Genomic DNA, 26,745 nt, shown 5'->3' with positions numbered 1-26,745 from the left:
GCCAAATATCGACACTGTGACCGGTCACAACGCCAAGATTTGATCCCCAGATGTGTGCCAGCATGTCGCCTCGCCCTTGAAGGTGCCGCCGCAACCCTCTGGCAGTGCGCACTCGCAGTTGGGGCAGGTCTGCACGGCCAGCTCTGCTTGTTGTTGCTGCCAGCGTTCCCAGTCGCGGCGCAGCAGGGTACTGATGTACTCATCGGCGCTGTAGGGCTCACCAGATCCAGCGCGAGCCCGGCGCAGGGTCTCCAGTGTCTCGCGCTCACGGGTGGAGAGGGCTACTTCCACCCGCTTGATGCCGAGCGCGGCCTGGCGCTTGCGCTGTTCTTCCTTGCGCGCTTTGGCGTCTTTGGCAGTCTTCATCGGCGTACCCCCACAACCTGGCCAGAAACGCGCCCGCTTTCGCGGATGTCCTGCAAGATGATGTTGGCGTGATCCCACGACAGGGCGTGGATATAAAACTCGAAATCAGCCTCGGGGGTGGTGTAGCGAATGGTGAATAGCTTCCACTCACGACCATCGACAATGGTGGATAGCTGAATGGGGATCGTCTTCACGATGACCTCCTTGCGTAGATGCCACGACGCGCCCGGGTGTCTTTGCCTACCTGGCGATAACCTGGGCCGGTGACGCTTACCGTTCGCTTTGGCTTGGTCGGTGGAGTTAGGGTGTCGAGCTCGCCCTGGAAGAAGGGGAACCAGGCATCCTCGAACCTGATGACTCGTTCCATGCGGTCGAGCAACTGATCGCAGATGTGGCGGTCGGCGTCCGGCAGGCCATTGAGTTCGCGGGTGATGGCAGTGCGACCCGCCGATCCCGGCGGGTGCTGCTGGATGATGGGCCATAGCCGCAGGCAATGCGGCTGCAGGCGCTCGATGTCGGAGCGGGTGATGGTGTCAGTCATGCCTGCGGCTCCTTCGTCCACTCTGTAATCTTTGCCCGGGCTTCCTCTTCGCTTACCTGCGGCACCTTGAGGGTGAGCATCTGGTCGTATTCCCAGATCCCATCGTCACTCACCAATAGCATCTCCGATGCACCATTCTCTGGGTTGCGGGTCATGGCCAGCCCCAATGGGTGAAGGATTTCACGGTTTATGCGCATGATAAGCCCCAATTCGCTGGCCTGATTCCAGTTGATGTGCTTCATCCCTTATCCCCCAACCATTCCGCAGCCATTCATTGCTGCCTGTATCCGCTGATAGATGGCGCTGACGTAGCGGGCCTGATGCTTGGCATCGTCCAGCGCGCGATGGGCCACACCCTCGAATGGCATGTCTTTCTTAGGGTCAAAGCCCAGAAGGTCACGCCCCATATCAACAACGGTGCGCACATCCCGATCCTTAAATCCGTTCCAGTAGCCAATAAAACGCACTTTGTTCACCGCATCATAGGCGCTGGCCATGATGGTGCAGTCAAACCCAGCACCGTTACCCCACACACAGGGGCGCTTGCCTTCTTGCATCAGCCACTCCTGAAACTTTTGCAGTGCCTGGAGAAGCGCCATCCGTTTTTCGCCATCTACGTTATAGGCTATGGCCGCGCGTGCTTCATCACTCTGCCCCAGCCACCACAGCACGGTGTCAGGGTCTATCTCCCCAAACCTTGCGCTATCTCGTAGGTCGATATGCGCCTCGAACTCTGCGCCCAGTTCACCGGTCATCGGGTCAAAGAACACTCCCCCGATGGTGACGATTGCCGCGTTCGGGCCTTTGCCCATGGTTTCCAGATCCAGCATTACGTTTTTCATCTTCATTCCCTCAGTTAACGCCCAGGCGCGCCCGCGCCTTGGCAATCTCCGCCTTATGACGGTCGTTGTCGGCTTGCATGCTCGCGGCGCGGGCTTGCTCCTGTTCGCTGGGCTGATAGCTGCCCCGGTCTTCTTCGTCATCCAGCAGGCGGGTGAAGATGGCGACCGCCTCTTCGGCCTGGGTCAGCGGCAGGTCGGCCAGCCAGTTGGTGACGCTGCCGCCGGAGTGCATCAGCTCGCGGGCCTGCTGTTTCAGCGCGCTGCTGCTGGCGGCCCGGTTGCGGGCCAGTTCGGCTTCCACCTCGGCGGTCAGCTGATTGGTGACCGCATCGCCAGCACCTGGCCAGTGACGGGTCACAATCAGCCGATCACCCCGCAGTCGCACATACTGGCCGCCGGCATTGATGATGCTGCCGTGTTGCAGCAGGGCCGCGCTGCTTTCATCGAGACCCATACGGATCAACTCTTTAGCCAGAGTGGATCCTTTAACCCCTGATTTAGATCCTTCCGTACAGTTATTGACAGAACTCCAAGGGGCGCGGCTGCCGCCGCTCAAGGTCAACTCGCTGCGCTCGCCCACTGCATGCTCGCGCTGCTCGCCCAAACCCGACACCGCTGCCCCCTTGCGCACTATCTGCCAGCCTTCGGTGCGGGTGACGGCCGTGGTCATGCCCACGTCAGAGATCACCCCCAGCAACTTGATCACGTCCTCGCCATACTTGTTGGCGGCTTCATCCAGGCGCTTGGAGAGGCGGATCAGATGTTCTTTGCGCGGGGCATCGATGCCGCCCATGGCGTTGATGAAGTCGCCCCAGCGGTTGTTGTCAGCCGCTTGGCGGGCTAATTCCAGCACGCAGTCCCATTCGATCACCTCGTCGCCCAGGCGGCGCAGCTCGCGCCACACGCTCACGGCAGGGCCACCGATCTGCTGAAACTGGCGGATGCGCCAGCAGCTCGCCCAGGCAGCCACGGCAATGGTGGTGTGGTCTACGGGGGCCTCGGCCTCGTAGTCCATCCCCACGGCATGGCCGTCGATGTTCTTGGCGATGTACTTGGCGATATAGCCGGTGGCGCTGCCCTTGGTCGGGTCGATCTCTTTCCAGTTCACCCTGGGGTTGATGGCCTTGATGGTCTGCTTGTCAGTGATGTCGAGCAGGCTCTTGATATGTGGCAGCTTGTTGCGGGTGCGCGACTTGGCCAGCGCGTCCAGCTCGCTGCCGTTGGGCATGTTCAGTTCGGCCCGTTCGGCAGCAGTGAAGTGAAAGGCCAGCAGGGTCAGAAAGACGTGCTGATGTTCCGGATTGATGAACAGCAGGCAGTGCCAGTGCGGGGTGGCGTCGTGGTGCGGCTCCACCACCCGAAAACCAAAGGCCCCGACCTTTTCCCGCGCCAGCGCGGCACGAAAGCGGGCCCACTGTTTACACAGCAGGCGGTTGGTCTCGGTCGGGGTGGCGTTGTTAAAGGCTTCGTTCTGGTATGTCTTGGACTTGTCTTGTTTGCCCACCCGCCAGGCGTGATAGCTGGATGGGGCGGTCAGGGTCAGGAACAGGCCCAGCTTGCCCTGTTCCTGTGCCATGTCCTCAAAGCCCCGCATCCGCACCATCAGCTCATGACGGCGGATCTCGGGGTTGGCCACGGATGCCATGATGGCGTCAGTCAGATCGATCTCTTGCCCCAGCTCCTCGTTGACGGCGCTCATGCTCTCCATCCATGCCCGCTGGGCCGCCTTGCGCTGGGTGAACTCGCGCACGGCGTGGGCACTGGCGTAGGGGCTGACCCCTTTACGTACCTGGCCGGTGAGGATGGCGATCAGCTCGCAATAGACAGCCCAGGCGCGGTTAATCTTGCGTAGCCACCACGACTCGTCGAGCAGGCGCACCAGCAGGCTGGCGGCGGCGCCTTCGAATTTCTCTATCTGTGGATCCATAGCGGCTCGCTCACCAGCAATCAGTGGGCGGCACAGCAAACGTTCAGCCTGAGTGCGTGGGTCTTTTGGCAAAGTTGGGCAGAAGTTCCAGGCCCGAGCCTGAGCGCCAAGGTCTGCCAGAAGTTGTTCGGCATCCCACTGATGCTCGGTGCCATTGTTGAGCAGTGTCTGGCAGCGACGGGCCCATTCTGCAGCCGCCATTTCCCGGCGAACATCGTTGCGCAGGTCGACCACCGGGATAGGAAAGCGGGCAGCCGCCTTGCTGCAAACGTCCACAATACGACGCAGCCAGATATTGGCTGTTTTGGGGTTGGCCGGGTAACGGTGCAGGTAGGTTTTAGCCAGCGGCTTGGCAACATGCCACTCGACGGATGCCAGCTTCTCGGCAGCACCAGCCATGTTGATGGCGTGGTGACCAGAGCGATAAATCGGGGGGAGCTGAATGCCCTGCAGGTTAGTGACTGGCGTCATCATCGGGTCACCGCCTTGGCTGCAAAATGGCGGCCATTCCGACCACATGCCCAGGGCGCCCAACGGCGACGCTCAAGATAGGTGGTTTGGCACAGGGTCAGGCTTTCAGTGGTGATGCCGGTTGAGTGATCGGTGTGTTTGATCACCCAGCGGCGGGTACACACTGACTCACCGCGGCAATTTGTTGCTTGGTGCTGACAGTCGGCACAGGTCTTTGGTTGGTTATTATTTTTCATTTGCACACCCCGCATTTGCCATTGGTGTATTCCTGCGGTTGCAGGAAGCGGCCGCACTTGTTGCAGGTCGGTACCATGTCCAGGGTTGCCAACCGATCAGACCAGCAGTTGGCTTCGCAGAACATCAGGTCAGTCCAACCGCTCGTCAGGCGCACTGCGAACACTGGGCCGAAGTCGCCGCAGCAACTGCAACGCATGGAGGGGCGAGAAGCAGGGGCCGCCTTTATCACGGTTTCACTGGCAGCGCGGGCCAGTGACCAGCATTCGTTAACGCAGTAGGGATAGGAGCGGCGGCCATAGCGCCCGGCAACGGGCAGGCAAACGGCCATGTTTTTGCAGTGGGTGCAGGGTTCCAATGTGGAGGGAGGGACGACAATCGGGCGCAGAGAGCCCAAAGCCGGGGCAAGCCCGGCTGGTTTTTGATGGGTCATTAGATAGCGCCTCCGTTGTATGACTGGCGCAGACGGGCGGCAGATTGGCGCTCGCAGCGGCGGGCTGCGCGCACCATGTTCAGCATGGTTTTGATATAGCTGTGTGGGCGGCAGGGACGTCGACGGGCATTCAATAATTCGAGTTGGTATTCCCGGCGGCGCGCTGCGTCGCTCAACATGGCATCAAGCCAGAAGTCGTGGATCATTTGATGGTCTCCCCCAGGCCGTGGAGCGGTTCACAATCAGCCCACCACTCGGCGATTTCTTTAGCCAGGGCCAGCTCGGCGCTACCGACGGCCAGCCAGTACACGGCGCGGATGGCGCCCAGCGCCAACAGCTCAGACGCATCGAGATCAGCCCACAAAACCCGAGCCTGATCGTATTCAGCGCGGGCCGCTTCCCAGTGCTTGGTCAGCTGGCTGACCGGCGCCGGCGGCTGCATATGGGCTGGGCCAGCTTCTGCGCCGCCAAGCCCATCGCTCGTGGCTTCCTGTTCAAACAGGTCGTCGGTCATAGGGCCCCCCCTTCCACTTCGCTGTAATCCGGCTCATCGATGGCAACATGGCCCGCTTCGATACGGATGGAGATACCCAGTTCGCCGCAGCAACAGAGCGGGGCGGTCGTGGTCAGGCTGGATTCGTTCTCGGCTATCCACTGTTTCAGGCTGGCGAGGGTCATGATGGTTTTGCTCATACCGACACTCCTTCCAATACACAGGCGCGGCCAGAGGACAGGGGCTCGATACGGGCTGCATGGCGTTGGCCTCGGAGCCAGTGGCCGCGCACCTTGATGTAGCCGTGGCGCACCAGGTAGGCGATGGCATCGGCAGGGGATTGGGCGGTGTGCTTGCTGGTGATGGCGATCATTGGGCACCGCCTTGCAGGTCATTGGCGACTTTGCGGATTGCCTGTTCTGCTGTACTATTGTTCATGAGTTAACCCTCAGTTTTGTTTGTAAAACCCCGCGGTGTTCCACCACCTTTGCGGGGTTTTTTATTGGCCGTTTCCGGCCACTTTCTTCAGTGCCGCAATGCGGCTTTCCAATGTGCCGGCCTGCTCGGTGAGCAATGCCCGGCGTTTGTCTTCGTGTTCTGCATGCTCCCGCTCACTGCGCGATGGCCCCTCACCACGGCGGGTTGAGCGGTGCCACTCGCGCCGGTGCAACACAGACCCGTCGAACTCCCGCAGGGTGGCCAGCAGATCGCCCAGAGCGATGCGGATTGCCTCTTGCTGCTCAAAGTCGAACTGGTCCAGCTCCTGCCCTGCGGTGGTGGTTGATACCCCAGCCGCGTAACAGATGACCGACTTGGCCTGGGTTGGCAGGCGTGACCAGCGGCTGGCCGCCCCATTGCGGCCAAACTGGGCGCGCATCTCAGCCAGCGCCACGTCAGCGACGCTGGATTGTTGAACGAGCTCGAAAACCTGTGCTGTGTTCATGGGGTGACCCTCTCTTATACCTGCAGCAGCTTGGTCAGCCAGCGCGGGCGAGGTTGGCGGCAGGGCTGGAAGCGCAGGGCGCCGCGGCGGCCTTGGTTGTCTTCCAGATAACTGCCATCGAATCGGGTGTTGTTGCGCATCACCGGCTCGTCGCCGCTGGCAACGACGGTGGCGCGGGTGAACAGCAAAAATGGCAGCGGGATCAGCCCCGGCTGCTCGGCGCGCAGCTTATTCATTGGGCCACCGCCTTTACCCTGCGCGGGACCATGGGCAGCACTATGGCCGGGTTGGGCATGGCGCTGGGGCTGATGGTGGCGATGATTTCGAACCCCGCCTTGAAGGTGTGGCCGCAATCCACGTTGCTGCATTGGTAAGTGGCAATGCCGCACAGCGGGCTCATCCGGGTGGATGTGCGAGTGCTGGCGCGGGAACCACAGTGTGGGCAAATCAATCTCATGGTCTGGTCTCCTATGCGCCCAGGGCTGCGCGGGCCATGTCGGCGGCACACGCAAGACTAGGGACGGCGTGAAAGCGGTCTTCGATCTCGGTTGCCAGCAGCACAAGATGCTCGATGCCAGCCCACAAGCCGCCGACGACGGTGTTTCTGTTGGATTTGGTGACGCGGTCACCAGCGAGGATGGTGGTTGCCTGGGCAGTGACGCCCATGATCTGGGCGCCAGCGTTGAGCGCCTGCTGGGCACGGGTCTCTGTAGTGATGGCGGCGCCGGTAGAGGGGAGGCAAACGGCAGTCAGGCCGCACTCAAACAGCAGACCGTCAAACAGGGTGTCGTCACCGGTGGCGTGGTAGAGAGTGATCAAGTCTTGGGCGGTCAGCTTGTGCCGCTCTTGCGCCGGGTTGAACTTGTTGCGCAGCACATCGGCGTTCATGTCGATCTCGGCGGCCAACTGGGTCAGGTTGTGCACCTGCTTGAAGCGGTCACACGCACCGGCAAAGTGACTGTGTAGGTTTTGTTGATGTTTAGACACTTTCGGCTCCTGTTCGTAGCCGCTACTGTGAGATCAAGCCACAGAGCGGGGAGTGGACTTCTTGGCCAAGGCACTGCTGGCCAACCGGCGGCCAGTGTTCTCATTGACCAACTTGAAATACTGTTCTGGCTCTCTGGCCATATCGCGCCAGCGCACCAGATTGACCCAGGGCTGATCGCCAGCCCGCAGTTTGGGGATGATGGGAATGCGGCCATCGGCAATCATGTCTTGGGCGGTACGCTTGGGGAGCTTGAAGTTGTAAACGTCGAGCAGCATGTCCAGAAAGGCATCGAGCGGGATGGCCGGCAGAGATTGCAGGACTAACCCCTGCTTGATGGCCGCCAGCTCACGCAGTACCTCGGTGAGAGGCTCGACAGAATGACTTTCCATCGTCATGGCGATCTCCTTACTGCGCTGGGCGAGCAGAAGGTGCTGCGGGGTCGGCTTTCAACTGGCCGCTGGTCAGCACTTCAATTTGGTAGGCACGGCCTTGGGGGATGGTTTGGCCCCACTGAGAAATTGCGGCCTCTGAGATCTTCAACGCCTTTGCCAATGCAGCGGCTGAGTTGAAGTAGCTAATCGCATCTGCTTTTTTCACTGTCACACCTCGACCATAAGTTCGGATTTGTAAAAATCCTAACCTAGGTTTGAGCCATAAGCAAACTTAAATTTGCTAAATAAGTGAGCTTAAGTTCGGATTGCCAAGGTTAAGCTAGGCCAATGAACATTTCAGATCGAATACTCAGCAGAAGAACTGCCCTGGGTCTTTCCAAGACGGCACTCGCCAAAGCGATTGGTGTGAGTGATGTTTCTGTTGGAAAGTGGGAGTCAGGTCTAAATCAGCCTAAAGGCCGCTATCTCAATGATTTAGCTGATGTTTTGGGTGTGTCCGTAGATTGGCTGTTGACGGGAGCAATAAAGCCACCAACTTCCTTGTATGCGATGCAGGTTGGGGAGCGGATTAAAGCTAAACGGGTACAGCTTGGCCTCGAACCATCCCAACTTGCTGACACACTCGGTGTAAGCCATGGCTTGATAAGCAAGTGGGAGAGAGGGGAAGTTGTACCCAGTGATGAAAGGCTATCTCATTTGATGGCTGCTCTTGGTGTTGATGAACACTGGCTGCTTCATGGGGTTGGCTCTTTACCTAAACCGGAACGACAGGAAAGTCTTGAGGGGCTGCATTTTGAATACCCCAGCATTGAGCCTGTCCCAATACCACATGGAAACAGAATTCCGATCATAAGTTATGTTCAGGCCGGAAACTGGCGGGAAGTGTGTGAGCAGGCCACCACCTTCGATGGTAATGTCGAATATGTGACATCCAGCGTCGATATTGGGCCCTGTGGCTTTGGTCTCTGGTTGCGTGGTAACTCAATGAGCCCAGTATTCAATGAAGGTGACCTGGTCATCATCGACCCCGATGAACAACCGCGCCCAGGCGACTATGTGGTCGCCAAGAACGGCAGCGAAGAGGCCACCTTCAAGAAGTACCGGCCCCGCGGCATCGATGAGAATGGGCAAGAGGTGTTTGAGCTTGTCCCCCTCAACGACGATTACCCCCCCATGCACTCCGACCGGCAGCAGATCGAGATCATCGGCGTCATGGTAGAACACCGAATTTTCAGAAAACGATAGGGCGCTTCGATAGGCCTGTCATTGGATAGCAAGAGAGAAAGAATGACAACGATCGTTGCGCCTTCCCATATTTGTGTTTATCACAGTGACCACGTTAGTAACGTCACCGCATCATTCCTGCGGACTCTGATGGAACATGGTCATAAAGGTCCGGTCATTCTCGATTTACGAGAGACTCAATATATCAGTAGTGCCGCGGCGCTCATGTTGTTCGCCCACGTAAACTTTCTACATCTACTTTATGGTTCCAGACATCGAGTGAAATGCTTGTACCCGTCCCAAAAAGTTAACCCTAACGGGCATAGATATGTAGTTGGCACCCAACTGTCGAGAGCTCTGTCGAGTGGCTCGCTAGAGGCGCTGGATCTGCTGGTGAAAGATAAGGTGTTCTTTCAATCCTCGAACGATTTGGGTAAACATGCGGGTACCACTCTGGCGCAATTGACCGAAAAACTAGCATTACCTGCAGGCGACCAATTACTACAGATGCTTGGCGGTGCTATCGGTGAGGCGATGCTCAATGTAAAGCACCATGCCTATGCTCATGACCCAGTTCTGTTCAGCGGCCCCTTGGCCGCACGGTGGTGGCAGTACGCTCGTTTTGATGAGGCCGAAGGCAAATTTATCTTTTTGATATATGACCTTGGGCTTGGCATATTACAAACATATAAGAACGCTGTTACGGGTTTCAAGCAAGATGAGTACCTCATGGAAGAGGCCCTGAGCTTTGGTTTCAGTCGTCATAGTGCTACAGACCCCTCACGGGGTTGTGGCTCCGATGACTTGAAACACCCGATAAACTGCGGAGAAACGTTGCTTATCCACTGTGATGATGTGCGGTACGTTTACCGTGGCGAGATCGAGTCTGGGAAGGCAACGATAAAACGGACAACCTTCAACCTAGGTGGTAACCTCCTAGAATGGGTTTTAAAGGTGAATGATTTGTATACGGAGGCTCCATGATGAGTATCATTATTGATGTGGGAACGAAGTTCTCCCGCTCTCCCATTGGCCGCTACTACTCCGACGGCAACAACAGCGGTGCACGTTTTCGGGACGAGATCCTTAAGCCAGTACTTACTGACAGTGACGAGCTTGTTATCTTGGACTTTTCCAATGTGAACATCGGGGTAGGCTCTTCATTCCTTGAAGAAAGCTTTGGTGGGTTGGTGAGAGAAGGTTTTGATGCCGAAGAGCTGAAACGCCGCATTAAAATTGAAGGTGGTATGGCGGCTTATCCATCACAGGTTATCCGGTTTGTTGACAGAGCAAAATCGCATTTTGTGAAGGGGTAGTATGCAGCCAGAGTTAGACACTTGGTCTTTGTTGGTTCGGTCTGGCATCCTTGGCATTATTAGCATTACGCTGGTTTTTATCGGTTGGTGGGTTGTCTATCGAAATGCCAAAAAAATGGCTACTCGTTCAGAGACGAAAGGGTTTGTCGATGACCTGATGAAGCAGGTTTCTGAAATGGAAAAGGCAGCAGTTGACTACTGGTTAGCGGGTCGAAAAGACCGTACAGAACCCCGAAATTTCGAAATGCTAATGCTCGCTAAATTGGCACTTCTAAACCAAAAAGTTGACATACTCAACACGAGAAATATTCAAACAAAAAGCATAATCGAGCAAATCGGTTTGTTGCAGGATGGCATGCTGCTTGACTGTGAGCGCGCGGATCAGATGTCTTTGGATGAGCGAAGTGCAAAAGCCAATGAAGTCTTGACTGCTGGTTGTGAAATTCAGACATCTCTCTATCGACAATTCATCACTAAATATCCCCCTCAGCTCTAATGACCGTCCGTAAACTTGATGACGGCAAGCCGCTCCCCTGGCTTGCCGAAGTGTATCCCCAAGGCCGAGAAGGCCCCCGCAAGCGCAAGCGCTTTGCCACCAAAGGCGAAGCGCTGGTCTGGGAAAAGTGGCTGCTCGAAGAGCACAACAGCAACCCCTGGTTGGCCACCAATGGCGTGGCAGAGGACAAGCGCAGGCTGTCAGACATCATTGACCTTTGGTATCGGCTCCATGGCCAGGGGCTCACCGCCGGGGCCAAGGTATACCGCAAGCTCGGGTTAATGGTTGAAGCAATGAACAACCCCTACGCGGCCGACTTCTCCAAGAATCACTTCGCCTCGTATCGAGACAAGCGGATAAGTCATGAGATCATATTCCCGGGACGCTGCAAGCCTAAACCCGCAAGCACCAAAACGGTCAATGATGAACTTCGGCTAATGAATGCGGTGTTCGGTGAACTCATTCGTCTGGAAGAGTGGACTCATGAACACCCGCTCAGAGGGTTACGCTCCTTCAAGGTGCAAGACCCTCAAATGACCTATATGACGGCCAATGAAATCCAGATGCTGCTGGCATCCTGTGAACGGTCCAAGATCCCCGATTTGGTCACTGTGGTAAAGCTGTGTCTTTCAACTGGGGCTCGCTGGTCAGAAATACAGGGGCTAACCCGGGCACAGGTGACCAAGTATCGCCTGACCTTTACCCGCACCAAGAATAAACGCTCCCGGACTGTGCCTATCTCCTCCGAGATGTATGACCTGATCTCAACCCGGAGCAGAGAGGACGGGAACTTGTTTGCCCCTTGCTATGATGCGTTTGAATACGCTGTGCAAAAGTCAGGAGTAAACCTGCCAGTCGGTCAGTTAAGCCATGTTTTAAGGCATACGTTTGCGAGCCATTTCATGATGAATGGTGGTAATATCCTCGTCCTACAACGGATCCTTGGTCACAGCACGATAGTCATGACCATGAGATACGCACATTTTGCCCCCGACCACCTTGATGACGCTGTCAGACTTAACCCGCTGACCTGCCCACACTCATAGGTAAAAATGGCGACAGAATGGCGGCAGAGATCCGTAAGCCTTGCGTCTGGTTGCGCGCTACCGCGCACTAAGTCATTGTTTTAACTACAAGCCGTTGAGATTAATAGTATGCCTAAGAAATTCTACGTGTCATGGGATAACCTGCAGCGGGAAGCCCGTCGTCTGGCTCGTCGCCAACTGCCAGTCAGCCAGTGGAAAGGGATCATCGCCGTCAGTCGTGGTGGTCTGGTCCCCGCGGCCCTGATGGCCCGTGAACTGGGCATTCGCAACGTAGAGACCCTGTGCATCTCCAGCTATGACCACAACAACCAGCGCGAGCTGACAGTGGTCAAGGCCGCGACCACAGCAGGGGATGGTGAAGGCTGGCTGGTGGTTGACGATCTGGTCGATACCGGGGGGACCGCCAAGGCCATTCGCGAGCTCTATCCCAGAGCCAAGTTCATCACCATCTTCGCCAAGCCGCTGGGCGAGCCGCTAGTGGACGACTTCGAAGTCGCCATTCCGCAAGACACCTGGATTGAACAACCATGGGACATGGCGCTGGAGTTCACCACGCCCATCTGCGAAGAGCAGTAATTCCGGCGGCCGTTGCCGGCACGTCTTGCTGATACACAGGGCTCCTTCGGGGGCCCTGTTTCGTCGCCCGCGTCTCATGAAGCCAGTCTGGGGTGGTCTGCCATGACAAAACATGGGTAAGATGGGTCACTGATTGATGGCGATGAGACGATTCTGTGAAGCCAAGCGACGACATTAACCTGACCGAACAACTATTTACCCGCGTCAAGAAGGTACAGGAGACCTCGGCGATTTCGAACAGCAGCCCCCTTGAACCACAGGATGAGACGGAAGATTTCATCGATGGTTCTGCGGTGCGCAGCTGGTATCGTCTGCTGCGTCGTCCTTCCTGGGCCTGGCAAGGTGCGGATCCGGTCGAGGTGGAGCAGACGCTGGCCCGGATCGCCATGGGCAAGGGGGAGCGCAGCCACCCCGATTTGCTCGATACCATCAAGGGGTATGTGCCGGGTAACTGGGTCTTTGAATGGAGCCAGCAGGCCAGCGGTCACTTCAAGGAGGGAAGAGCCCTTGCCGAAGCCGGCCAGCGTCCGGAGGCAATCAATGCCTTGCTCAAGGCGGTGCGCTACTACTCCATCGCCAGTTATCCCCATCTCAAACACGATGAGCTGGCCGATCAGGCGCAGTTGCTCGGCAATCTCGCTTACCGGGAGGCGGGGCGCCTGTTCGATGTGCCGCTCAAGGAGATACAGGTTCCCTTTCGTGGCAAGCACATCCAGGGTTACCTGCACCTGCCGACCATCGACAAGCCGGTGCCGCTGGTGATGGTGAGCGGTGGCATCGACTCTCTCCAGCTCGACTACCTCAATTTCTATCGCAAGTACCTGGCCCCGAATGGTATTGGCATGCTCTCCCTGGACATGCCGGGCATTGGGTATGCCGAACATTGGCCCCTGGTGCAGGACACCAGCCGCCTGCATCAAGCCGTGCTGCACTATCTGGCCGAGGTGGCCTGGGTCGACCATCAGCGCATTGCCATGGTGGGTTTTCGCTTTGCGGGCAATGTAGCGGCTCGACTCGCCTTCATTGAACCGTTCAAATTGCGCACTGTGGTATGCATCGGTGCCGGGGTGAATCAGTGCTTCGCCGACCCATCGCTTTTTGCCAAGTGCCCGCGCATGATGCGTGATAGTCTGGCTAACAGGCTGGGTGCCAACGCCGCCGACTGGGAGCAGATCCGCACCAAGAGTCAGGTGTTTTCCCTGAAAAAACAGGGGTTGATGAGTACGCGGACCTCAGTCCCCATCCTCAGCATCGGTCACAAGCGAGACTTTATCTGTCCGGAGCAGGATGTCAGGGCACTGGCCGCTTGCAGCCGTAATGGCAAGGCGGTGGTGTTTGACAAACAGCCGTTGCGGGAGGTCTATGACAAGGCGCTTCACGAAACGGTAACTTGGCTCAAGCAACATCTATGTACTTGATTATCTTCTTTTTACGCTGTCACCATCATCGGTTGATGGGATGGCACTGCTTGTTCAACACGGAGGTTAACATGCCAGAAAGAGTCACCTATAAACGCCTGTTGCGGCAATTTGCCGCCATTGGCCCCTATTTGCGCGAAGATCTGTGCGAAGAGGGTCGCTACTACTTCGACTGCCTGTCGGTCTGCGTCAGCGCCAAGGCGGCGCCGGACAAGCGGGAGTTCTGGGGGTGGTGGCTGGTGCTGGAGCAAGATGATCACCACTTCCAGTACCACTATCAGCTCGGTTTCTACAATGGCGAGGGCAACTGGATAGACAAGCCGCTCCCCAAAAAGCATCAGGTAGAGGTAGACCGCTCCTTGCGACTCTTCTATCGGCTGCTCAATACCAAGCTGACGCAACTCGAGTGTCAGCTTGCCCCCGCGGAGCAGGTCACCCACGAGTTATCTGTCACCGCCGCCTGACCCGACTGCCCTGCGGGGGTTAATTGCCTTGCAGGGCAGCAGGGGCGTGGGTATAAAGGGAACCCCTATCTTTTTGCCTTATTGTCTCCATGGAAAACAAAACCATAGTCGTCAAGTTGGGCACCAGCGTGCTCACCGGGGGTTCTTCCCAGCTCAATCGTGCCCACATGGTCGAACTGGTTCGCCAGTGCGCCGCGTTGCACCGCCAGGGCCACCGGGTGGTATTGGTCAGTTCGGGGGCCATCGCCGCCGGTCGTGCCCACTTGGGTCACCCCCCCCTGGCCCCGACCCTGACCAACAAGCAGATGCTGGCGGCCGTGGGCCAGACCCAGTTGATCCGGGTCTGGCAGGATCTGTTCAACCTCTATGATCTGCATGTCGGCCAGATGCTGCTGACCCGCGCCGATCTGGAGGACAGGGAGCGTTATCTCAATGCGCGCGATACCCTGCGTACCCTGCTCGATCACCGCATCATCCCCATCATCAATGAGAACGATGCCGTTGCCACCGCCGAGATCAAGGTGGGGGACAACGATAATCTTTCCGCTCGCGCCGCTATTCTGGCCGATGCGGATCTGTTGATCCTGCTCACCGATCAGACCGGACTTTTCACCGCGGATCCGCGCACCAACCCGGATGCCCAGCTGATCGAGGAGGTGCAGACCATAGACGATACCCTGCGTAAATTGGCAGGAGGCAGCGTCAGTGGCCTGGGAACTGGCGGCATGGCGACCAAGTTGCAGGCGGCCGATGTGGCCCGCCGGGCCGGGGTCGATGTGGTGATCGCCACGGGGCAGGTGCCGGAAGTGGTGGGGCGTCTCGCCAATGGCGAGCGGATCGGCACCCGCTTCCCGGCCCTGGCTTCTCCCCTTGAGGGGCGCAAGAGCTGGATCCTGGCAGGCCCTCCGCCCCTTGGCGAGGTGCAGGTCGATCTCGGCGCCGTGGCCGCCATGCGCGACAAGGGCTCCAGCCTGTTGCCCAAGGGCATTACCGGGGTGAGGGGCATCTTCGTGCGTGGCGACGTGGTGCGGATCCTGGATCCTCATGGCAGCGAGCTGGCGCGCGGCATCTGCCGTTACAACCACGAGGAGCTGACACGGCTGCGCGGCGTTCACTCGGATCAAATCGAGACGCTGCTGGGCTACGGCTATGGCGCCGTGGCCATTCACCGCGACGATATGGTACTGCTGTAACCTCAAGGTAGGGCTATGACCCTGCGCGAGTACATGGTATTGCTGTTATCAAGTTGGCGGGTCAATCCCGCCAGTAATGAAAGGATCGAAAGATGAGTCTGGAGACATTGGGACAAGCGGCCCGCGGCGCCGCCTATCAGCTGGCGACCATCAGTACGGCCCAGAAGAATCAGGCACTGCTGGCCATCGCCTGCGAGCTGGAAGCCCGCCAGAGTACGATATTGGCCGCCAACGCCAAGGACATCGCTGCGGGCCGGGAGGCGGGCCTGTCCGAGGCCATGCTCGATCGGCTGCTGCTCACCCCTGAGCGGCTGGCAGGCATTGCCAATGACGTGCGCAAGGTAGTGAGCCTGGATGACCCGGTCGGCGCAGAGCTCGATAGCCGGATGCTGGAGAACGGCCTGCGCCTCTCCCGGCGCCGGGTGCCTATCGGCGTCATCGGCGTCATCTATGAGGCGCGCCCCAATGTCACCATCGACATAGCGGCCCTCTGCCTCAAGACCGGCAACGCCAGCATACTGCGCGGCGGGCGCGAGACCTTCCACTCTAACCTGGAGCTGGTCAAGGTGATCCAGGCCGCCCTGGCCAGTGCAGGGCTGCCCATTGCTGCGGTGCAGTACATCGACAACCCGGACCGCGCGCTGGTCGCCGAGCTGCTGCGCCTGGATCGCTACGTGGACATGATCATTCCCCGTGGTGGCGCCGGTCTGCACAAGATGTGCAAGGAGAACAGCTCCATTCCCGTCATCATCGGCGGTTTTGGGATAAGCCATGTGTTCGTGGATGCGAGTGCGGATCTGACCCGCTCCCTGGCCGTCATCGACAATGCCAAGGTGCAGCGCCCTTCGGCCTGCAACGCCCTCGATACCCTTTTGGTCCATGAGGCGATCGCCGCCGATTTGCTGCCCCAGCTGGTGCTGCGCATGAACGAACAAGGGGTGAGCCTGGTGGCCGATGCCACGGCCATGGGCTTGCTGGCCGATGCAGACGGTCTGCGCGAAGCCGGTGCCGAGGATTTTGATACCGAGTGGCTCAGTCTGACCTTGGGGGTCAAGGTGGTGGCGGACGTACACGAGGCGCTGGCACACATGCGCGAGCACAATGCCAGCCACTCGGATGCCATTCTCACCAATGATCTCTACAACGCCGAGTGCTTCATCAATGGTGCCGGCTCTGCCGCCGTTTACGTCAATGCCTCGACTCGCTTCACCGATGGGGCACAGTTTGGTCTGGGGGCCGAAGTCGCTGTCTCTACCCAGATGCTCCATGCCCGGGGCCCCATGGGGCTGGCCGAGCTGACCAGCTACAAGTGGGTGGGTCAGGCAGATTATCTCTCCCGTCCCTGAGCCTGCTGATGCGATGTCCTGGCCAATGAAATGCCGACCCCGGGGTCGGCATTTTTATTGCCGGAGAGGAGTGCTCTGGCAGTAGTGGCTAGCGCACGCTCATTAGCTTCATTAGCTTCATTAGCTTCATTAGCGTACTATCAACACGGGGCAGGGCGCGTGACGCACCACGGATTCCGCAACGCTGCCAACCAGCAGGTGGCTGAGGCCGGAGCGACCATGGCTGCCCATTACCACCAGGTCCACCTTGTCCTCCTTGGCCTGGGCGACGATTTCGTCGGCGGCGCGGCCAAAGCGCACGATGAAGTCGGCAGGGATCGGCAGCGTCTCGATGAGCCGCTGTATTTCTTCCTTGGCGTGACGCTCCATCTCGTGGGTGATCTCGATGGCGGTCATGTGCAGTATTTTGTAGCTGTCAAAGCCATGCAGCTGATCGACCACATGGATCAGCTTGAGGCTGGCATTGTGGCTCTTGGCCATGAAGACGGCATAGTCCAGTACGGGTTGGGACATCTGGGAGAAATCGACGGGACAGAGCAGGGTGCGGATAGACATGGAAGGCTCCTTACGCGAGTTGTCTATGGGGGTAAGCCGTACAAATGGGTTACCAATGAATCTCATTTACAGTTTTACCTACTTGCCGCGCAATAACTTGCGACTGGCTCGCAAATTTGAAAAATGGTCGCACGGCCTTGATCTGAATGGGCTGATCTTCAGGGTCAGCCGTGCATAATCAAAAGCATGGTGCCGGAAGGCGAGAGGAGAGGGAATGCAGATACTGATACGAGTCCTATTGATCTGCGGTTGCCTCTGCCCCCTGATGACTCGGGCTGAGGATCTCCCCGTCTATTGTGATGATTGGCCCGGCTTTTGCGAGGCGGATGGGGGGGGACTCTATCTGGATTTGGCACGGCACATCTATGAGCCGCTTGGTTATCGGGTTAAGCCACAATCCATGCCCTATAAGCGGGCGCTGGCCATGGTGGTCAAAGGAGGGCATGGCATCACCATGGGGGTCTATCTCAATGAGGTGGAAGGGGTGCGCTGGCCCCATTATCCGGACGGTGCCGACGATGTGACCGTCTTCATGCTCGACAAGTGGCGGGCGAGCTGGCAGGGGGAGCAAAGCCTGGCCCAGCAGCGGGTGCTCTGGCAGCGGGGTTGGGCCTTTGACAAGTACATCAAGGTGCCGATGCGCTGGCATGAAGTGAACAGCCATGAAGATGCCATGGCACTGCTGCCCAAGGAGCGACACCGTTATTACCTGAGTGCCGGGGTGCTCTATGCCAATGACCCGCTGCCGCCCCACATCAGCCGGGTCTTCCTGCGCTGGTTGCCAAGTTACCCCATCTTTGCGCGCAGCGACGCCGGGCTCAAGTTGCAGCAAGAGTGGGATAGAGGCATAGCTCGCCTCATTGACAGCGGCGAGTTGACCCGGATCTACCGGGAGAATCGCTTGCTCGACTACTACCGCGATTTTTTACGGGGGCTCAAGCAGGAGCGGCGGGCTCAGTCTGCCCGATAAGCCTTGGCCAGCCGGTCATAGAGGATGACGTTAACGGTGGCGGCCAGGTTCATGCAGCCGTGGGTCGGGATATAGACTACCCGCTTGACCCCGGAAAACAGCGCCGGTTCCAGGGTGCCATCCTCGGGGCCGAAGATGTAAAAAGCCCGGGCCGGATGGTCGAACTCCGGCAAAGGGGTAGCCCCCTCAATCAAATCCACCAATACCGGCTCGCAGCCAGCAGGCATCACGCTGAGCAAGTCATCCACGCCGAGCAAGGGGATCTTGTCCACCATCTGCTTGGTGTCGGTGGCAAACCGGCGCGCCAGTTCGAAGCGGCTGCCGGTATAGCACACCTCGTCGGCCCCATAGCAGCCTGCGGCCCGCATCACGGCCCCCACATTGCTCGGTGATTTTGGATTGACCAGGCCCAGGCCGACGTAGTCGCAGTTCGCGTCCCTTGCAGGCTCGACGCCTTCGTTATTGTTCTGTTCACTCATCTCGCTCTCCTGGTTTGCGGCGCCATTATAAAGGGCCATGCCCCGTTCTGCCCAGCCCACAGCTCTTGCTGCCTTGGCAACCCTGTCGGACCTTGCTCGTCTGTCCAGGCTGGGGCAGTTGCACCGAGTTGGGGAGCCATGAGGGAGGACGAGGGTCCACCGTTGGCGCTGGCAGGCGTCCGGCAGGCTGGCAAGCTCTTTGCATTATCTTGTGCTGATAGACCACCAACAATATCAATGACAGGACAGAGGCGTCCGTTCCCTTCGATGGGGCGGACGCCTTTTTATTGCGGGCAGGCAGGAGGAAGGATGAAGACCACATGTGCATATTGCGGTGTTGGCTGTGGCATCAGCGTCACGCAGCAGGCGGGCGAGTGGCAGCTCGAGGGGGACAGCGCTCATCCGGCCAATGGCGGCGCACTCTGCGTCAAGGGGGCCAGCCTGCTGGAGACCCTGGCCTTTCCCCAGCGTCTGCTCTACCCCCGCCATCAGGGCCAGCGCATCAGCTGGGACGAGGCACTCAGTATGATGTCGGCCCAGTTCAGCCGGATCATGGCGGAATCCGGCCCCGAGGCGATCGGCATCTACCTCTCCGGGCAGCTCACCACGGAAGATTACTATGTGGCCAACAAGCTGATGAAGGGCTACATCGGTAGCGCCAATGTCGACACCAACTCCCGGCTCTGCATGTCCTCGGCCGTGGTGGCCCAGCAGCGGGCGTTCGGGGAGGATCTGGTCCCGGCCTGCTATGAGGATCTGGAGCTGGCGGATCTCATCATCATCACCGGGGCCAACACGGCCTGGACACACCCGGTACTGTTTCGCCGCATCCAACAGGCGCGCAGCCGCCGTCCCGAACTCAAGCTGGTGGTGATGGATCCCCGCCGCACCATGACGGCGGAGCAGGCCGACTTGCATCTGGCCCTGCGTCCCGGCACCGATGTGGCGCTCTGGAACGGCTTGGGCCGCTACCTGCTCGATCACGACATCTGGGACCGAGATTATGTGGCGGCCCATGTCAGCGGCATCTCGGCCCTGGCCCGGGAGCTGGACGATCCCGCCTGGATGCCGGAGGCGGTGGCCCAGCATTGCGATCTGGCCCTCTCCGATCTGCTCGGTTTCTACCAGTTGTTCGCCCGCCACCCGCGCACCCTCAGCCTCTACTGCCAGGGCATCAATCAGTCCAATCAGGGGACGGACAAGGCCAATGCCATCATCAATGCGCATCTGCTGACCGGCCGGATAGGCAAGCCCGGTACCTCCCCCTTCTCCCTCACGGGGCAACCCAATGCCATGGGCGGGCGCGAGGTGGGCGGGCTGGCCAGTCAGTTGGCCGCACACATGGGCTTTAGCGACGCAGAGCGCGATCGCCTGCAGCGATTCTGGGGCAGCCCACGGATGGTGACGGGGCCTGGCCACAAGGCCGTCGAGTTGTTCGAGGCGGTGCACAGTGGTCAGATCCGCGCACTCTGGGTGCTGGGCAGCAACCCGGCAGCTTCCCTGCCAGATGGCGACCGGGTGCGGGAGTCCCTGGCGCGCTGCGAGTTTCTGGTGGTCTCCGATCTGACGGCGCAGACCGACACGGCGCGCCATGCCAATCTGCTGTTGCCCGCCCTTGGCTGGGGTGAGAAGAGCGGCACCGTCACCAACTCGGAGCGCTGCATCAGCCGCCAGCGCCCCTTCCTGCCGGCTCCCGGTGAAGCGCGTCCCGACTGGTGGGCCCTGGCCAGCCTCGGCCAGCGTCTCGGCTTTGGGGAGGCGTTCGCCTTCGCCGATGAGCATGCCATTTTCAGCGAACATGCCGCCCTCTCCGGCTTTGAAAACCGCGGGGAGCGCCAGTTCGACATCTCGGGGCTGGCCGGGCTGACCCCAGCCCAGTTCGAGGCGCTTGCTCCCCTGCGCTGGCCGGTCAATGAGGCTCATCCCCAGGGGTGCGACCGGTTGTTCGAAGATGGTCGCTTCCCTACCCCGGATGGCAAGGCCCGCTTGTTACCCCTGAAGCAACAGGCCCCCGCACTGGAGCCGCTGCCACCGGGAGCAGGGCTGCCCTTGCTGCTCAACTCGGGCAGGTTGCGGGATCAGTGGCACACCATGACCCGCAGCGGCCATGTACCTCGCCTGCTGGAGGCCGAACCCTGGCCCCGGGTCATGGTGGGACCGGCCAGCCTGCTCAGCCTGGGGCTGAATGCCGGGGACCTGGTCAGCCTGGACAATGGCCGGGGTCAGGTGCGGGTGCAGGTGGGACTGGATGAGGGGCTGCGGGAGGGGGAGGCCTTCTTGCCCATGCACTGGACCGACAGCCAGTGCAGCCAGGGCGCGGTCAACCGGCTGGTGGCCCCGCGCACGGATCCGCTCTCCGGCCAGCCCATGTTCAAACAGGCCAGGGTGAGGCTCAACAAACAACCCACCCATTGGCAGGGCGTCTGGCTTGGCCAGCAGGCGCCTGCCGAGCGGGGGGACTGGTGGGCGCGCCGCCCTCTGGAGGGCGGGGAGTGCTGGTTGCTCGCCTCCTGGTCTGAGGGGATGAGTGATTGCTGGCAGCGACTGGCCCTGGATGGGCACTGGCTGCGCCTGCCCGTCAAGGGGGGCTGGCTCGCCATTGCCCTCTCCCAGGGCCGGATCCAGAGCCTGCTGCTGGTCGGTGAGCGTTGGCCGACCCTGAAGGTTGAGTTGCTGGCGAGCCTGCTCGGCTTGCCTTTGCAGGTGGGGGCCCTCAGTCAGACCCTGAGCGATGCCTTTGCCGGTGACTCCCGGCTCGTCTGCTCCTGCTTCCGGGTGACGGAGGCGCGCATCGTCAACGCCATCCGCGAGCAGGGGGTGAGTGAATTGGCGGGGCTGCAGGGGCTGCTTCAGTGCGGCAGCAACTGCGGTACCTGTCTGCCAGAGATTGACAAGCTATTGATACAACACCGCTTCCTGGAGTCAGCATGATGAAAAACTATCCGGAACAGATCGCCGTTCACATCAGTCTGGTGGGGGCAGGCCCTGGCCCTCTCGAGTTGTTGACCCTGAGGGCCTTGCGCCGCATCGAAGCGGCCGAGGTCGTGGTTTACGACCGCCTGGTGGGGGCCGAGATCCTCGCCATCATACCGGTCGGTGCGGCCCGCTTCGATGTGGGCAAGCGCTGTGGCGAGCCCAGCCCGAGCCAGCAGGAGATCAATGCCCTGCTGCTGGCGCTGGCGCGTACCGGCAAGCGAGTGGTGCGGCTCAAGGGGGGGGATCCACTCATCTTCGGCCGGGGAGGGGAGGAGGCCCTCTATCTGGCCCATCACGGCTTTCGGGCCGAGCTGGTGCCCGGGATCACGGCGGCGCTCGGCTGCGCTGCCAGCACGGCCATCCCCTTGACCCACCGGGGGCTGGCTCGATCGGTGACGCTCGTGACGGGCCATCTGCAGGGGGAAGAGAGCTTCAATGGTTGGCGCACCCTGGTCGGAGAGGGCGAGACCCTGGTCTGTTACATGGGGCTGGAGCAGGCTGGCAAGATAGAGGCTGGCTTGCTGGGGGCGGGCGCCGATGGGGCGCTGCCGGTGGCCCTGATCGTGGCGGGGTGCAGCGAGCATGAGCGGGTGATCCGCTGCCAGCTCGGTGGCCTGGCCCGGGCCGCAGAGGCCCTGCGGGGCGCGACGCCAGTGCTCATCATTCTGGGAGAGGTGGTGGCGCTGCGTGATGAACTGGATCAACTGCTCATTGGCCTGGAGAGCCGGGTCGCCTGATCTACCCCTACTACCTAGAGCTGGATAATTTAGGGGTAGATTCAAACACTTGGCCCCCATGTTGCGTCAAAGAGAGCCTGTTCGATGGATTGAACTGACAAGAGGTGAGGCATGCAACATCAAGGCGGTAACTCTGAGGGGCGCCACTCCATACTGCTGATCCATGCCGATGACAGGATACAGGCCAACCGGCTGGGTATCCTGGTCAGCCATTATGGTCACAGCCCCCGCATTCTGGATGAGTGGGGGTTGCTGGGCGGCAAGATACAAGGGGACGGGCTGCTGATCAGTTGTCGGCGCTTCAGTGCCGAAATCAGGCTGGCCATGACCCAGGGGCAATTACTGCCCCGGATACTGTTTTGCGATCGCTTGACGGCGCAACAGCAGGCTGAGCTGCTGGCCCAGGGAGCCCTGGTGGTGCCCCATGGTTGCGGTGAGCGGGAACCTGTCGAGCAGTGGCTGCGACTGGCCCGTGCCCAGTTGGCCATGGTGCAGCAACAGCAGCAGGCTCAGGATGCATTGAAGGTGAAGCTGGAAGAGCGACGGCTTATCGAGCAGGCCAAGGGGCGTTTGATGCGCCACCAGGGGCTGGATGAGGAGGCGGCTTACCAGGCGATGCGCAGCACCGCCATGGCCCAGAACCACAGCCTGGCGGAACTGGCCCGCCGTCTGCTTCAGGCGTTGCCCGCCTGAGAGGCGGGCGTCACTCAGGCGACCTGAGCGAGGTGAGGGGGGATGGGTGGCCAACTTGGTGCAGATGCGCCGCGCTGGCGCACCCTGGCCCGACGCGCAGCCCCATTCACCCGGTAGACAGGGCATGTGAGAAGTTGGCACGTATCCTGAATAGCTAATAGAGAGAGCAATAACAAGCCGGTGCCGCCAAGGGCGGACAGGTGCCAGGCCCTTCGGGGTTATCATCATGAGTGCTGGCACCATGAACGCTGGCACCATGAAAACTGGGCAATGTGGCCCCATCGACCATCAGGTCGGTGGGGCTTTTTTTTTGGCAAAACGGGGATGGCAACAACGCAACGGCGCGTGATGGCCAGACCCGGATAAGCGAAGTGAAGAGGTAACTATGAAGCCAAGAATGATGTGCAAAGGTGCGCTGCTGGCCATGTTGGCCTGGCCAGCCCTGGGGGCGGTAACGGCTGCGTCTGAGACGGTCAGCATCGGAGCCCCCGAGAAGGAAGAGCTCAAGCTGGGCTTCATCAAGTTGACCGACATGGTGCCCCTGGCGGTGGCCTATGAGCAGGGCTATTTCGAGGACGAGGGCCTCTATGTCACCCTGGAGGCTCAGGCCAATTGGAAGGTGCTGCTGGACAGGGTCATCGATGGCGAGCTCGACGGTGCCCAGATGCTGGCGGGCCAGCCCTTGGGAGCCCACATCGGCATCGGCACCCAGGCCGAGCTGGTGACCGCCTTCTCCATGGATCTCAATGGCAATGGCATCACGGTTGCCAACTCGGTGTGGCAGGCCATGCTGCCTCAGCTGGCCAAGCAGGCCGATGGCCAGGTGGTGCGCCCCGTCTCGGCCAGCAGCCTCAAGCCGGTGCTGGACCAGTACCGCCAGTCGGGCAAGGCCTTCAACTTCGGCATGGTGTTCCCCGTCTCATCCCACAACTACGAGTTGCGCTACTGGTTGGCGGCAGGGGGCATACACCCTGGCTACTATGCCCCGCTCAAGGGGGATGACTCGGGTCAGCGTCAGGGGGAGGTGCGGCTCTCGGTCACCCCGCCCCCCCAGATGCCCGCCACCCTGGAGGCAGGCACCATCTCGGGTTACAGCGTGGGCGAGCCCTGGAACCAGCAGGCGATCGCCAAGGGGATCGGAGTCCCGGTCATCACCGACCTTGAGATCTGGCGCAACAACCCCGAGAAGGTGCTGGGCGTCACCGAGGCCTGGGCCGAACGCTATCCCAATACCCATGCCCGTCTGGTCAAGGCGCTGATCCGCGCCGCCCACTGGCTCGATGCCAACGACAATGGCAATCGCCGGGCGGCGGCCAAGCTGCTGGCTCGCCCCGATTACGTGGGGGCGGACGAAGGGGTGATCGCCGCTGCCATGACCGGCAGCTTCGAATACAACAAGGGCGACGTGCGCAGCCTGCCCGATTTCAATGTCTTCTTTCGCCATCATGCCACCTACCCCTACTACTCCGATGCCATCTGGTTCCTGACCCAGATGCGCCGCTGGGGGCAGATCCCCCAGGCGCAATCCGATGCCTGGTTCGAGCAGGTTGCCCGCGCCGTCTATCGGCCCGAGGTGTACCAGCAGGCGGCGCTGTCACTCATCGAGGAGGGCAAGCTCAAGGCGGCGGATTTCCCGGCGTTTGCGACCGAGAGCGGTTATCGCGGCCCGCAACAAGGTTTTATCGACGGCATCGTCTATGACGGTCGCCATCCCAATGACTATCTGAACCACTTTGCCATCGGCCTCAAGGGCGATGAACAGGTGCAGTGAAGCCAAGGACAAGGAGTCTTCATGATGAAAGCGACAGCGATCGGGCGCCTGCTGGCCCCCTGTTTCGGCATAGTGTTGTTTCTGCTCTGTTGGCAGCTGGGGGCCAGTCAGGTTAAGACTAGTTTGGGTACCTTGCCGGGCCCCGGGGCGACCGCCAGCCAGCTCTGGCAACTGGGCCAGGAGCACCTGGCCGAGCGGGAGCGCGAATCCGGCTTCCTGGCCCGCCAGGCCAGTCGCAATGCCGAGCGGCTGGCGGCGGATCCCGCTGCCAGCATCAAGGTGAGAGCCTACCCGGGGCGGGCGACCTTCTTCGACCAGATTGGCACCAGCTTGCTGACGGTGGCCACCGGCTTTGGGCTGGCGACCCTGCTGGCCGTCCCTCTGGGGATAGTGCTTGGCATACACCCGCAGCTCTATCGCATCGCCAATCCGGTGATCCAGCTGCTCAAGCCGGTCTCCCCCCTGGCCTGGCTGCCGCTGATCACCATGGTGGTGAGTGCCGTCTATGTGAGCCCGGATCCCTGGCTGGCAAAATCCTTCGTCAACTCGGCGCTGACCGTGGCCCTCTGTTCACTCTGGCCGACTCTGCTCAACACCTCGGTCGGGGTGAGCTCGGTGGACCCGGATCTCCATAACGTGAGCCGGGTGCTGCGGCTGCCCTTCCTGACGCATATCGCCAAGATAGTGCTGCCCAGCGCCTTGCCGATGATCTTCACCGGCATGCGCCTCTCCCTGGGCGTCGCCTGGATGGTGTTGATTGCCGCCGAGATGCTGGCCCAGAACCCGGGGCTCGGCAAGTTCGTCTGGGACGAATTCCAGAGCGGCAGTTCCGCCTCCCTGGCCCGGATCATGGTGGCCGTGGTGACCATAGGTCTCATCGGTTTCGCGCTGGATCGCCTGATGTTGGCGCTGCAGCAGTGGTTGTCCTGGGACAAGCGGCAGCTGCTGCGTTGATGGCCCTGACGGGCAAGGAGTCGTGATGAAAACCTATCTGGATTTGAGTGAGCTCGGCATGTCGTTCACCACTGAGCATGGGGTCTTCGAGGCCCTGACCGGGGTGAACCTGAAGATAGAGAAGGGGGAGTTCATCTCCCTGATAGGCCACTCTGGCTGTGGCAAGAGCACTGTACTCAATCTGGTGGCCGGGCTGCTGGAGCCGAGCCAGGGGGGCATCATCCTCGATGGCCGCGAGGTGGATGGGCCAGGGCCCGAGCGGGCCATGGTGTTCCAGAACCACGCCCTGCTGCCCTGGCTCAGTGTTCATCAGAACGTTGAGCTGGCGGTCAGGCGGCGGGTAATGGGGCGCGAGGAGGTGGCCGAACAGGTGCACTACTTCCTCTCCCTGGTGCAGATGGAGCATGCCAGCCACAAGATGCCCCATGAGATCTCGGGGGGCATGAAGCAGCGGGTCGGCATCGCGCGGGCGCTGTCGCTCTCCCCCAAGGTGCTGTTGATGGATGAACCCTTCGGCGCCCTCGACGCCCTGACCCGGGCTCATCTGCAGGATGCGCTGATGGCCATCCAGGCCGAGCTGGGCAACACCGTCATCATGATCACCCATGACGTGGACGAGGCGGTGTTGCTGTCGGATCGCATCATCATGATGACCAATGGCCCGGCGGCGACCGTGGGGGAAATTCTGGCGGTCAACTTGCCCAGACCCAGGGACAGGGTGGCCCTGGCCGACGACCCGGCGTACCACAAATTGCGCCAGCAGGTGCTGCGTTTCCTCTACGAGAAGCAGCGCAAGGTGACACAGCTCAAGACGGCCACCGGGGGCGTCATCAGACGCACCGCCTGAATCGGGACACGCGAACAAGGATGAACGAGATGGATAAACAAAAATTGGTGGTGA

General features: G+C 60.2%; 36 protein-coding genes and 1 pseudogene. 18 read left to right on the top strand and 19 right to left on the bottom strand.

What is annotated here, in order from left to right; genetic code table 11:
• Positions 1-24 precede the first annotated feature (24 nt).
• From ACSMDR_RS07055 to ACSMDR_RS06975, 17 genes are all read right to left on the bottom strand, one after another.
• On the bottom strand, positions 25-366 hold the full coding sequence (locus ACSMDR_RS07055; RefSeq protein ID WP_436467751.1) for a hypothetical protein: 342 nt from the start codon (positions 364-366) through the stop codon (positions 25-27).
• Positions 363-560 carry a hypothetical protein gene (locus ACSMDR_RS07050; protein ID WP_436467750.1) on the bottom strand — a complete coding sequence of 66 codons (198 nt, stop codon included), beginning with the start codon at positions 558-560 and terminating at the stop codon, positions 363-365. Before ACSMDR_RS07050 ends, ACSMDR_RS07055 begins: the two co-directional genes overlap by 4 nt.
• Entirely contained in the window at positions 557-907 is a 351-nt protein-coding gene (locus tag ACSMDR_RS07045; RefSeq protein WP_436467749.1) for a hypothetical protein, read from the bottom strand. Before ACSMDR_RS07045 ends, ACSMDR_RS07050 begins: the two co-directional genes overlap by 4 nt.
• Entirely contained in the window at positions 904-1,149 is a 246-nt protein-coding gene (locus tag ACSMDR_RS07040; RefSeq protein ID WP_436467748.1) for a DUF7415 domain-containing protein, read from the bottom strand. The genes ACSMDR_RS07045 and ACSMDR_RS07040 overlap by 4 nt, the downstream gene beginning before the upstream one ends.
• 3 nt (positions 1,150-1,152) lie before the next feature.
• Positions 1,153-1,749 carry a 3'-5' exonuclease gene (locus ACSMDR_RS07035; protein WP_224432191.1) on the bottom strand — a complete coding sequence of 199 codons (597 nt, stop codon included), beginning with the start codon at positions 1,747-1,749 and terminating at the stop codon, positions 1,153-1,155.
• Between the two features lie 10 nt (positions 1,750-1,759).
• Positions 1,760-4,150, bottom strand: coding sequence for a replication endonuclease (locus ACSMDR_RS07030; protein ID WP_436467747.1), 2,391 nt, complete (start codon positions 4,148-4,150; stop codon positions 1,760-1,762).
• Between the two features lie 229 nt (positions 4,151-4,379).
• Positions 4,380-4,712, bottom strand: coding sequence for a hypothetical protein (locus ACSMDR_RS07025; RefSeq protein WP_436467746.1), 333 nt, complete (start codon positions 4,710-4,712; stop codon positions 4,380-4,382).
• Positions 4,713-4,813: 101 nt separating this feature from the next.
• On the bottom strand, positions 4,814-5,020 hold the full coding sequence (locus ACSMDR_RS07020) for a hypothetical protein (RefSeq protein ID WP_436467745.1): 207 nt from the start codon (positions 5,018-5,020) through the stop codon (positions 4,814-4,816).
• Positions 5,017-5,328 (bottom strand): hypothetical protein, encoded by a 312-nt coding sequence (locus tag ACSMDR_RS07015; protein ID WP_436467744.1) that lies wholly within the window; start codon positions 5,326-5,328, stop codon positions 5,017-5,019. The genes ACSMDR_RS07020 and ACSMDR_RS07015 overlap by 4 nt, the downstream gene beginning before the upstream one ends.
• Entirely contained in the window at positions 5,325-5,507 is a 183-nt protein-coding gene (locus ACSMDR_RS07010; protein WP_436467743.1) for a hypothetical protein, read from the bottom strand. Before ACSMDR_RS07010 ends, ACSMDR_RS07015 begins: the two co-directional genes overlap by 4 nt.
• Positions 5,504-5,680 (bottom strand): hypothetical protein, encoded by a 177-nt coding sequence (locus ACSMDR_RS07005; RefSeq protein WP_436467742.1) that lies wholly within the window; start codon positions 5,678-5,680, stop codon positions 5,504-5,506. Before ACSMDR_RS07005 ends, ACSMDR_RS07010 begins: the two co-directional genes overlap by 4 nt.
• 126 nt (positions 5,681-5,806) lie before the next feature.
• Positions 5,807-6,250, bottom strand: a complete 444-nt coding sequence (locus ACSMDR_RS07000; RefSeq protein ID WP_436467741.1) for a hypothetical protein — start codon at positions 6,248-6,250, stop codon at positions 5,807-5,809.
• A 14-nt stretch (positions 6,251-6,264) separates the two neighbouring features.
• Entirely contained in the window at positions 6,265-6,486 is a 222-nt protein-coding gene (locus tag ACSMDR_RS06995; protein ID WP_436467740.1) for a hypothetical protein, read from the bottom strand.
• On the bottom strand, positions 6,483-6,707 hold the full coding sequence (locus ACSMDR_RS06990; protein ID WP_131729902.1) for an Ogr/Delta-like zinc finger protein: 225 nt from the start codon (positions 6,705-6,707) through the stop codon (positions 6,483-6,485). Before ACSMDR_RS06990 ends, ACSMDR_RS06995 begins: the two co-directional genes overlap by 4 nt.
• Before the next feature lie 11 nt (positions 6,708-6,718).
• A complete protein-coding gene (locus ACSMDR_RS06985) occupies positions 6,719-7,237 on the bottom strand; it encodes a phage regulatory CII family protein (protein WP_436467739.1) in 519 nt (172 codons plus the stop codon).
• Positions 7,238-7,270: 33 nt separating this feature from the next.
• Positions 7,271-7,633 carry a hypothetical protein gene (locus ACSMDR_RS06980; RefSeq protein WP_436467738.1) on the bottom strand — a complete coding sequence of 121 codons (363 nt, stop codon included), beginning with the start codon at positions 7,631-7,633 and terminating at the stop codon, positions 7,271-7,273.
• Positions 7,634-7,643: 10 nt separating this feature from the next.
• The gene (locus tag ACSMDR_RS06975; protein ID WP_275909774.1) at positions 7,644-7,835 is read right to left on the bottom strand and encodes a Cro/CI family transcriptional regulator; all 192 of its coding nucleotides are present in this window, start codon (positions 7,833-7,835) and stop codon (positions 7,644-7,646) included.
• A 122-nt stretch (positions 7,836-7,957) separates the two neighbouring features.
• On the opposite strand from ACSMDR_RS06975, the pseudogene ACSMDR_RS06970 reads away from it, so the two are divergent.
• The 11 genes and pseudogenes from ACSMDR_RS06970 to ACSMDR_RS06920 form a co-directional block, all read left to right on the top strand.
• Positions 7,958-8,128, top strand: a pseudogene (locus ACSMDR_RS06970) (helix-turn-helix domain-containing protein); the annotation flags it as partial.
• A gap of 51 nt (positions 8,129-8,179) precedes the next feature.
• Positions 8,180-8,875, top strand: coding sequence for a LexA family protein (locus tag ACSMDR_RS06965; protein WP_436468214.1), 696 nt, complete (start codon positions 8,180-8,182; stop codon positions 8,873-8,875).
• A gap of 42 nt (positions 8,876-8,917) precedes the next feature.
• Positions 8,918-9,838 carry a hypothetical protein gene (locus ACSMDR_RS06960; RefSeq protein ID WP_436467737.1) on the top strand — a complete coding sequence of 307 codons (921 nt, stop codon included), beginning with the start codon at positions 8,918-8,920 and terminating at the stop codon, positions 9,836-9,838.
• Entirely contained in the window at positions 9,835-10,170 is a 336-nt protein-coding gene (locus tag ACSMDR_RS06955; RefSeq protein WP_436467736.1) for an STAS-like domain-containing protein, read from the top strand. Before ACSMDR_RS06960 ends, ACSMDR_RS06955 begins: the two co-directional genes overlap by 4 nt.
• Before the next feature lies 1 nt (position 10,171).
• Positions 10,172-10,666 (top strand): hypothetical protein, encoded by a 495-nt coding sequence (locus ACSMDR_RS06950; RefSeq protein ID WP_436467735.1) that lies wholly within the window; start codon positions 10,172-10,174, stop codon positions 10,664-10,666.
• A complete protein-coding gene (locus tag ACSMDR_RS06945) occupies positions 10,666-11,712 on the top strand; it encodes a phage integrase (RefSeq protein ID WP_436467734.1) in 1,047 nt (348 codons plus the stop codon). The genes ACSMDR_RS06950 and ACSMDR_RS06945 overlap by 1 nt, the downstream gene beginning before the upstream one ends.
• 108 nt (positions 11,713-11,820) lie before the next feature.
• Complete coding sequence (gene gpt, locus ACSMDR_RS06940) at positions 11,821-12,288, top strand: xanthine phosphoribosyltransferase (protein ID WP_005892554.1); 468 nt, start codon at positions 11,821-11,823, stop codon at positions 12,286-12,288.
• Positions 12,289-12,443: 155 nt separating this feature from the next.
• Positions 12,444-13,706, top strand: coding sequence for an esterase FrsA (gene frsA / locus ACSMDR_RS06935; protein WP_005892556.1), 1,263 nt, complete (start codon positions 12,444-12,446; stop codon positions 13,704-13,706).
• A gap of 71 nt (positions 13,707-13,777) precedes the next feature.
• Entirely contained in the window at positions 13,778-14,170 is a 393-nt protein-coding gene (crl, locus tag ACSMDR_RS06930; protein WP_436467733.1) for a sigma factor-binding protein Crl, read from the top strand.
• A gap of 89 nt (positions 14,171-14,259) precedes the next feature.
• A complete protein-coding gene (gene proB / locus ACSMDR_RS06925; protein WP_005892561.1) occupies positions 14,260-15,363 on the top strand; it encodes a glutamate 5-kinase in 1,104 nt (367 codons plus the stop codon).
• Positions 15,364-15,455: 92 nt separating this feature from the next.
• Positions 15,456-16,709, top strand: coding sequence for a glutamate-5-semialdehyde dehydrogenase (locus ACSMDR_RS06920; protein WP_436467732.1), 1,254 nt, complete (start codon positions 15,456-15,458; stop codon positions 16,707-16,709).
• Between the two features lie 129 nt (positions 16,710-16,838).
• Here ACSMDR_RS06920 and ACSMDR_RS06915 read toward each other — a convergent pair whose 3' ends face one another.
• The gene (locus ACSMDR_RS06915) at positions 16,839-17,264 is read right to left on the bottom strand and encodes a universal stress protein (protein WP_005892565.1); all 426 of its coding nucleotides are present in this window, start codon (positions 17,262-17,264) and stop codon (positions 16,839-16,841) included.
• Between the two features lie 214 nt (positions 17,265-17,478).
• Between ACSMDR_RS06915 and ACSMDR_RS06910 the strand changes: the two genes are divergently transcribed.
• Positions 17,479-18,234, top strand: a complete 756-nt coding sequence (locus ACSMDR_RS06910; protein WP_436467731.1) for a substrate-binding periplasmic protein — start codon at positions 17,479-17,481, stop codon at positions 18,232-18,234.
• On the opposite strand, the gene ACSMDR_RS06905 is transcribed toward ACSMDR_RS06910, so the two are convergent.
• Positions 18,219-18,713 carry an RNA methyltransferase gene (locus tag ACSMDR_RS06905; protein WP_436467730.1) on the bottom strand — a complete coding sequence of 165 codons (495 nt, stop codon included), beginning with the start codon at positions 18,711-18,713 and terminating at the stop codon, positions 18,219-18,221. The genes ACSMDR_RS06910 and ACSMDR_RS06905 overlap by 16 nt on opposite strands.
• A gap of 309 nt (positions 18,714-19,022) precedes the next feature.
• Between ACSMDR_RS06905 and ACSMDR_RS06900 the strand changes: the two genes are divergently transcribed.
• The 6 genes from ACSMDR_RS06900 to ACSMDR_RS06875 all read left to right on the top strand — a co-directional run bounded on the left by ACSMDR_RS06900 (position 19,023) and on the right by ACSMDR_RS06875 (position 26,691).
• On the top strand, positions 19,023-21,644 hold the full coding sequence (locus ACSMDR_RS06900; RefSeq protein WP_436467729.1) for a nitrate reductase: 2,622 nt from the start codon (positions 19,023-19,025) through the stop codon (positions 21,642-21,644).
• Positions 21,641-22,426: a uroporphyrinogen-III C-methyltransferase gene (gene cobA, locus ACSMDR_RS06895; protein ID WP_436467728.1), complete on the top strand. Its 786-nt coding sequence runs from the start codon at positions 21,641-21,643 to the stop codon at positions 22,424-22,426. Before ACSMDR_RS06900 ends, cobA begins: the two co-directional genes overlap by 4 nt.
• Positions 22,427-22,537: 111 nt before the next feature.
• Complete coding sequence (locus ACSMDR_RS06890; RefSeq protein ID WP_436467727.1) at positions 22,538-23,119, top strand: ANTAR domain-containing response regulator; 582 nt, start codon at positions 22,538-22,540, stop codon at positions 23,117-23,119.
• Positions 23,120-23,504: 385 nt separating this feature from the next.
• The gene (locus ACSMDR_RS06885; RefSeq protein WP_436467726.1) at positions 23,505-24,890 is read left to right on the top strand and encodes a CmpA/NrtA family ABC transporter substrate-binding protein; all 1,386 of its coding nucleotides are present in this window, start codon (positions 23,505-23,507) and stop codon (positions 24,888-24,890) included.
• A gap of 21 nt (positions 24,891-24,911) precedes the next feature.
• Positions 24,912-25,844 (top strand): ABC transporter permease, encoded by a 933-nt coding sequence (locus ACSMDR_RS06880; protein ID WP_436467725.1) that lies wholly within the window; start codon positions 24,912-24,914, stop codon positions 25,842-25,844.
• A gap of 25 nt (positions 25,845-25,869) precedes the next feature.
• Positions 25,870-26,691 carry an ABC transporter ATP-binding protein gene (locus ACSMDR_RS06875; RefSeq protein WP_436467724.1) on the top strand — a complete coding sequence of 274 codons (822 nt, stop codon included), beginning with the start codon at positions 25,870-25,872 and terminating at the stop codon, positions 26,689-26,691.
• The last annotated feature ends 54 nt before the right edge of the window (positions 26,692-26,745 follow it).

It is taken from the genome of Aeromonas molluscorum (genome assembly GCF_051376105.1).
Taxonomy (GTDB): domain Bacteria; phylum Pseudomonadota; class Gammaproteobacteria; order Enterobacterales; family Aeromonadaceae; genus Aeromonas; species Aeromonas molluscorum.
The sequence above is the reverse complement of the archived record's forward strand: the minus strand, read 5'-3'. Positions and strand labels throughout refer to the sequence as shown.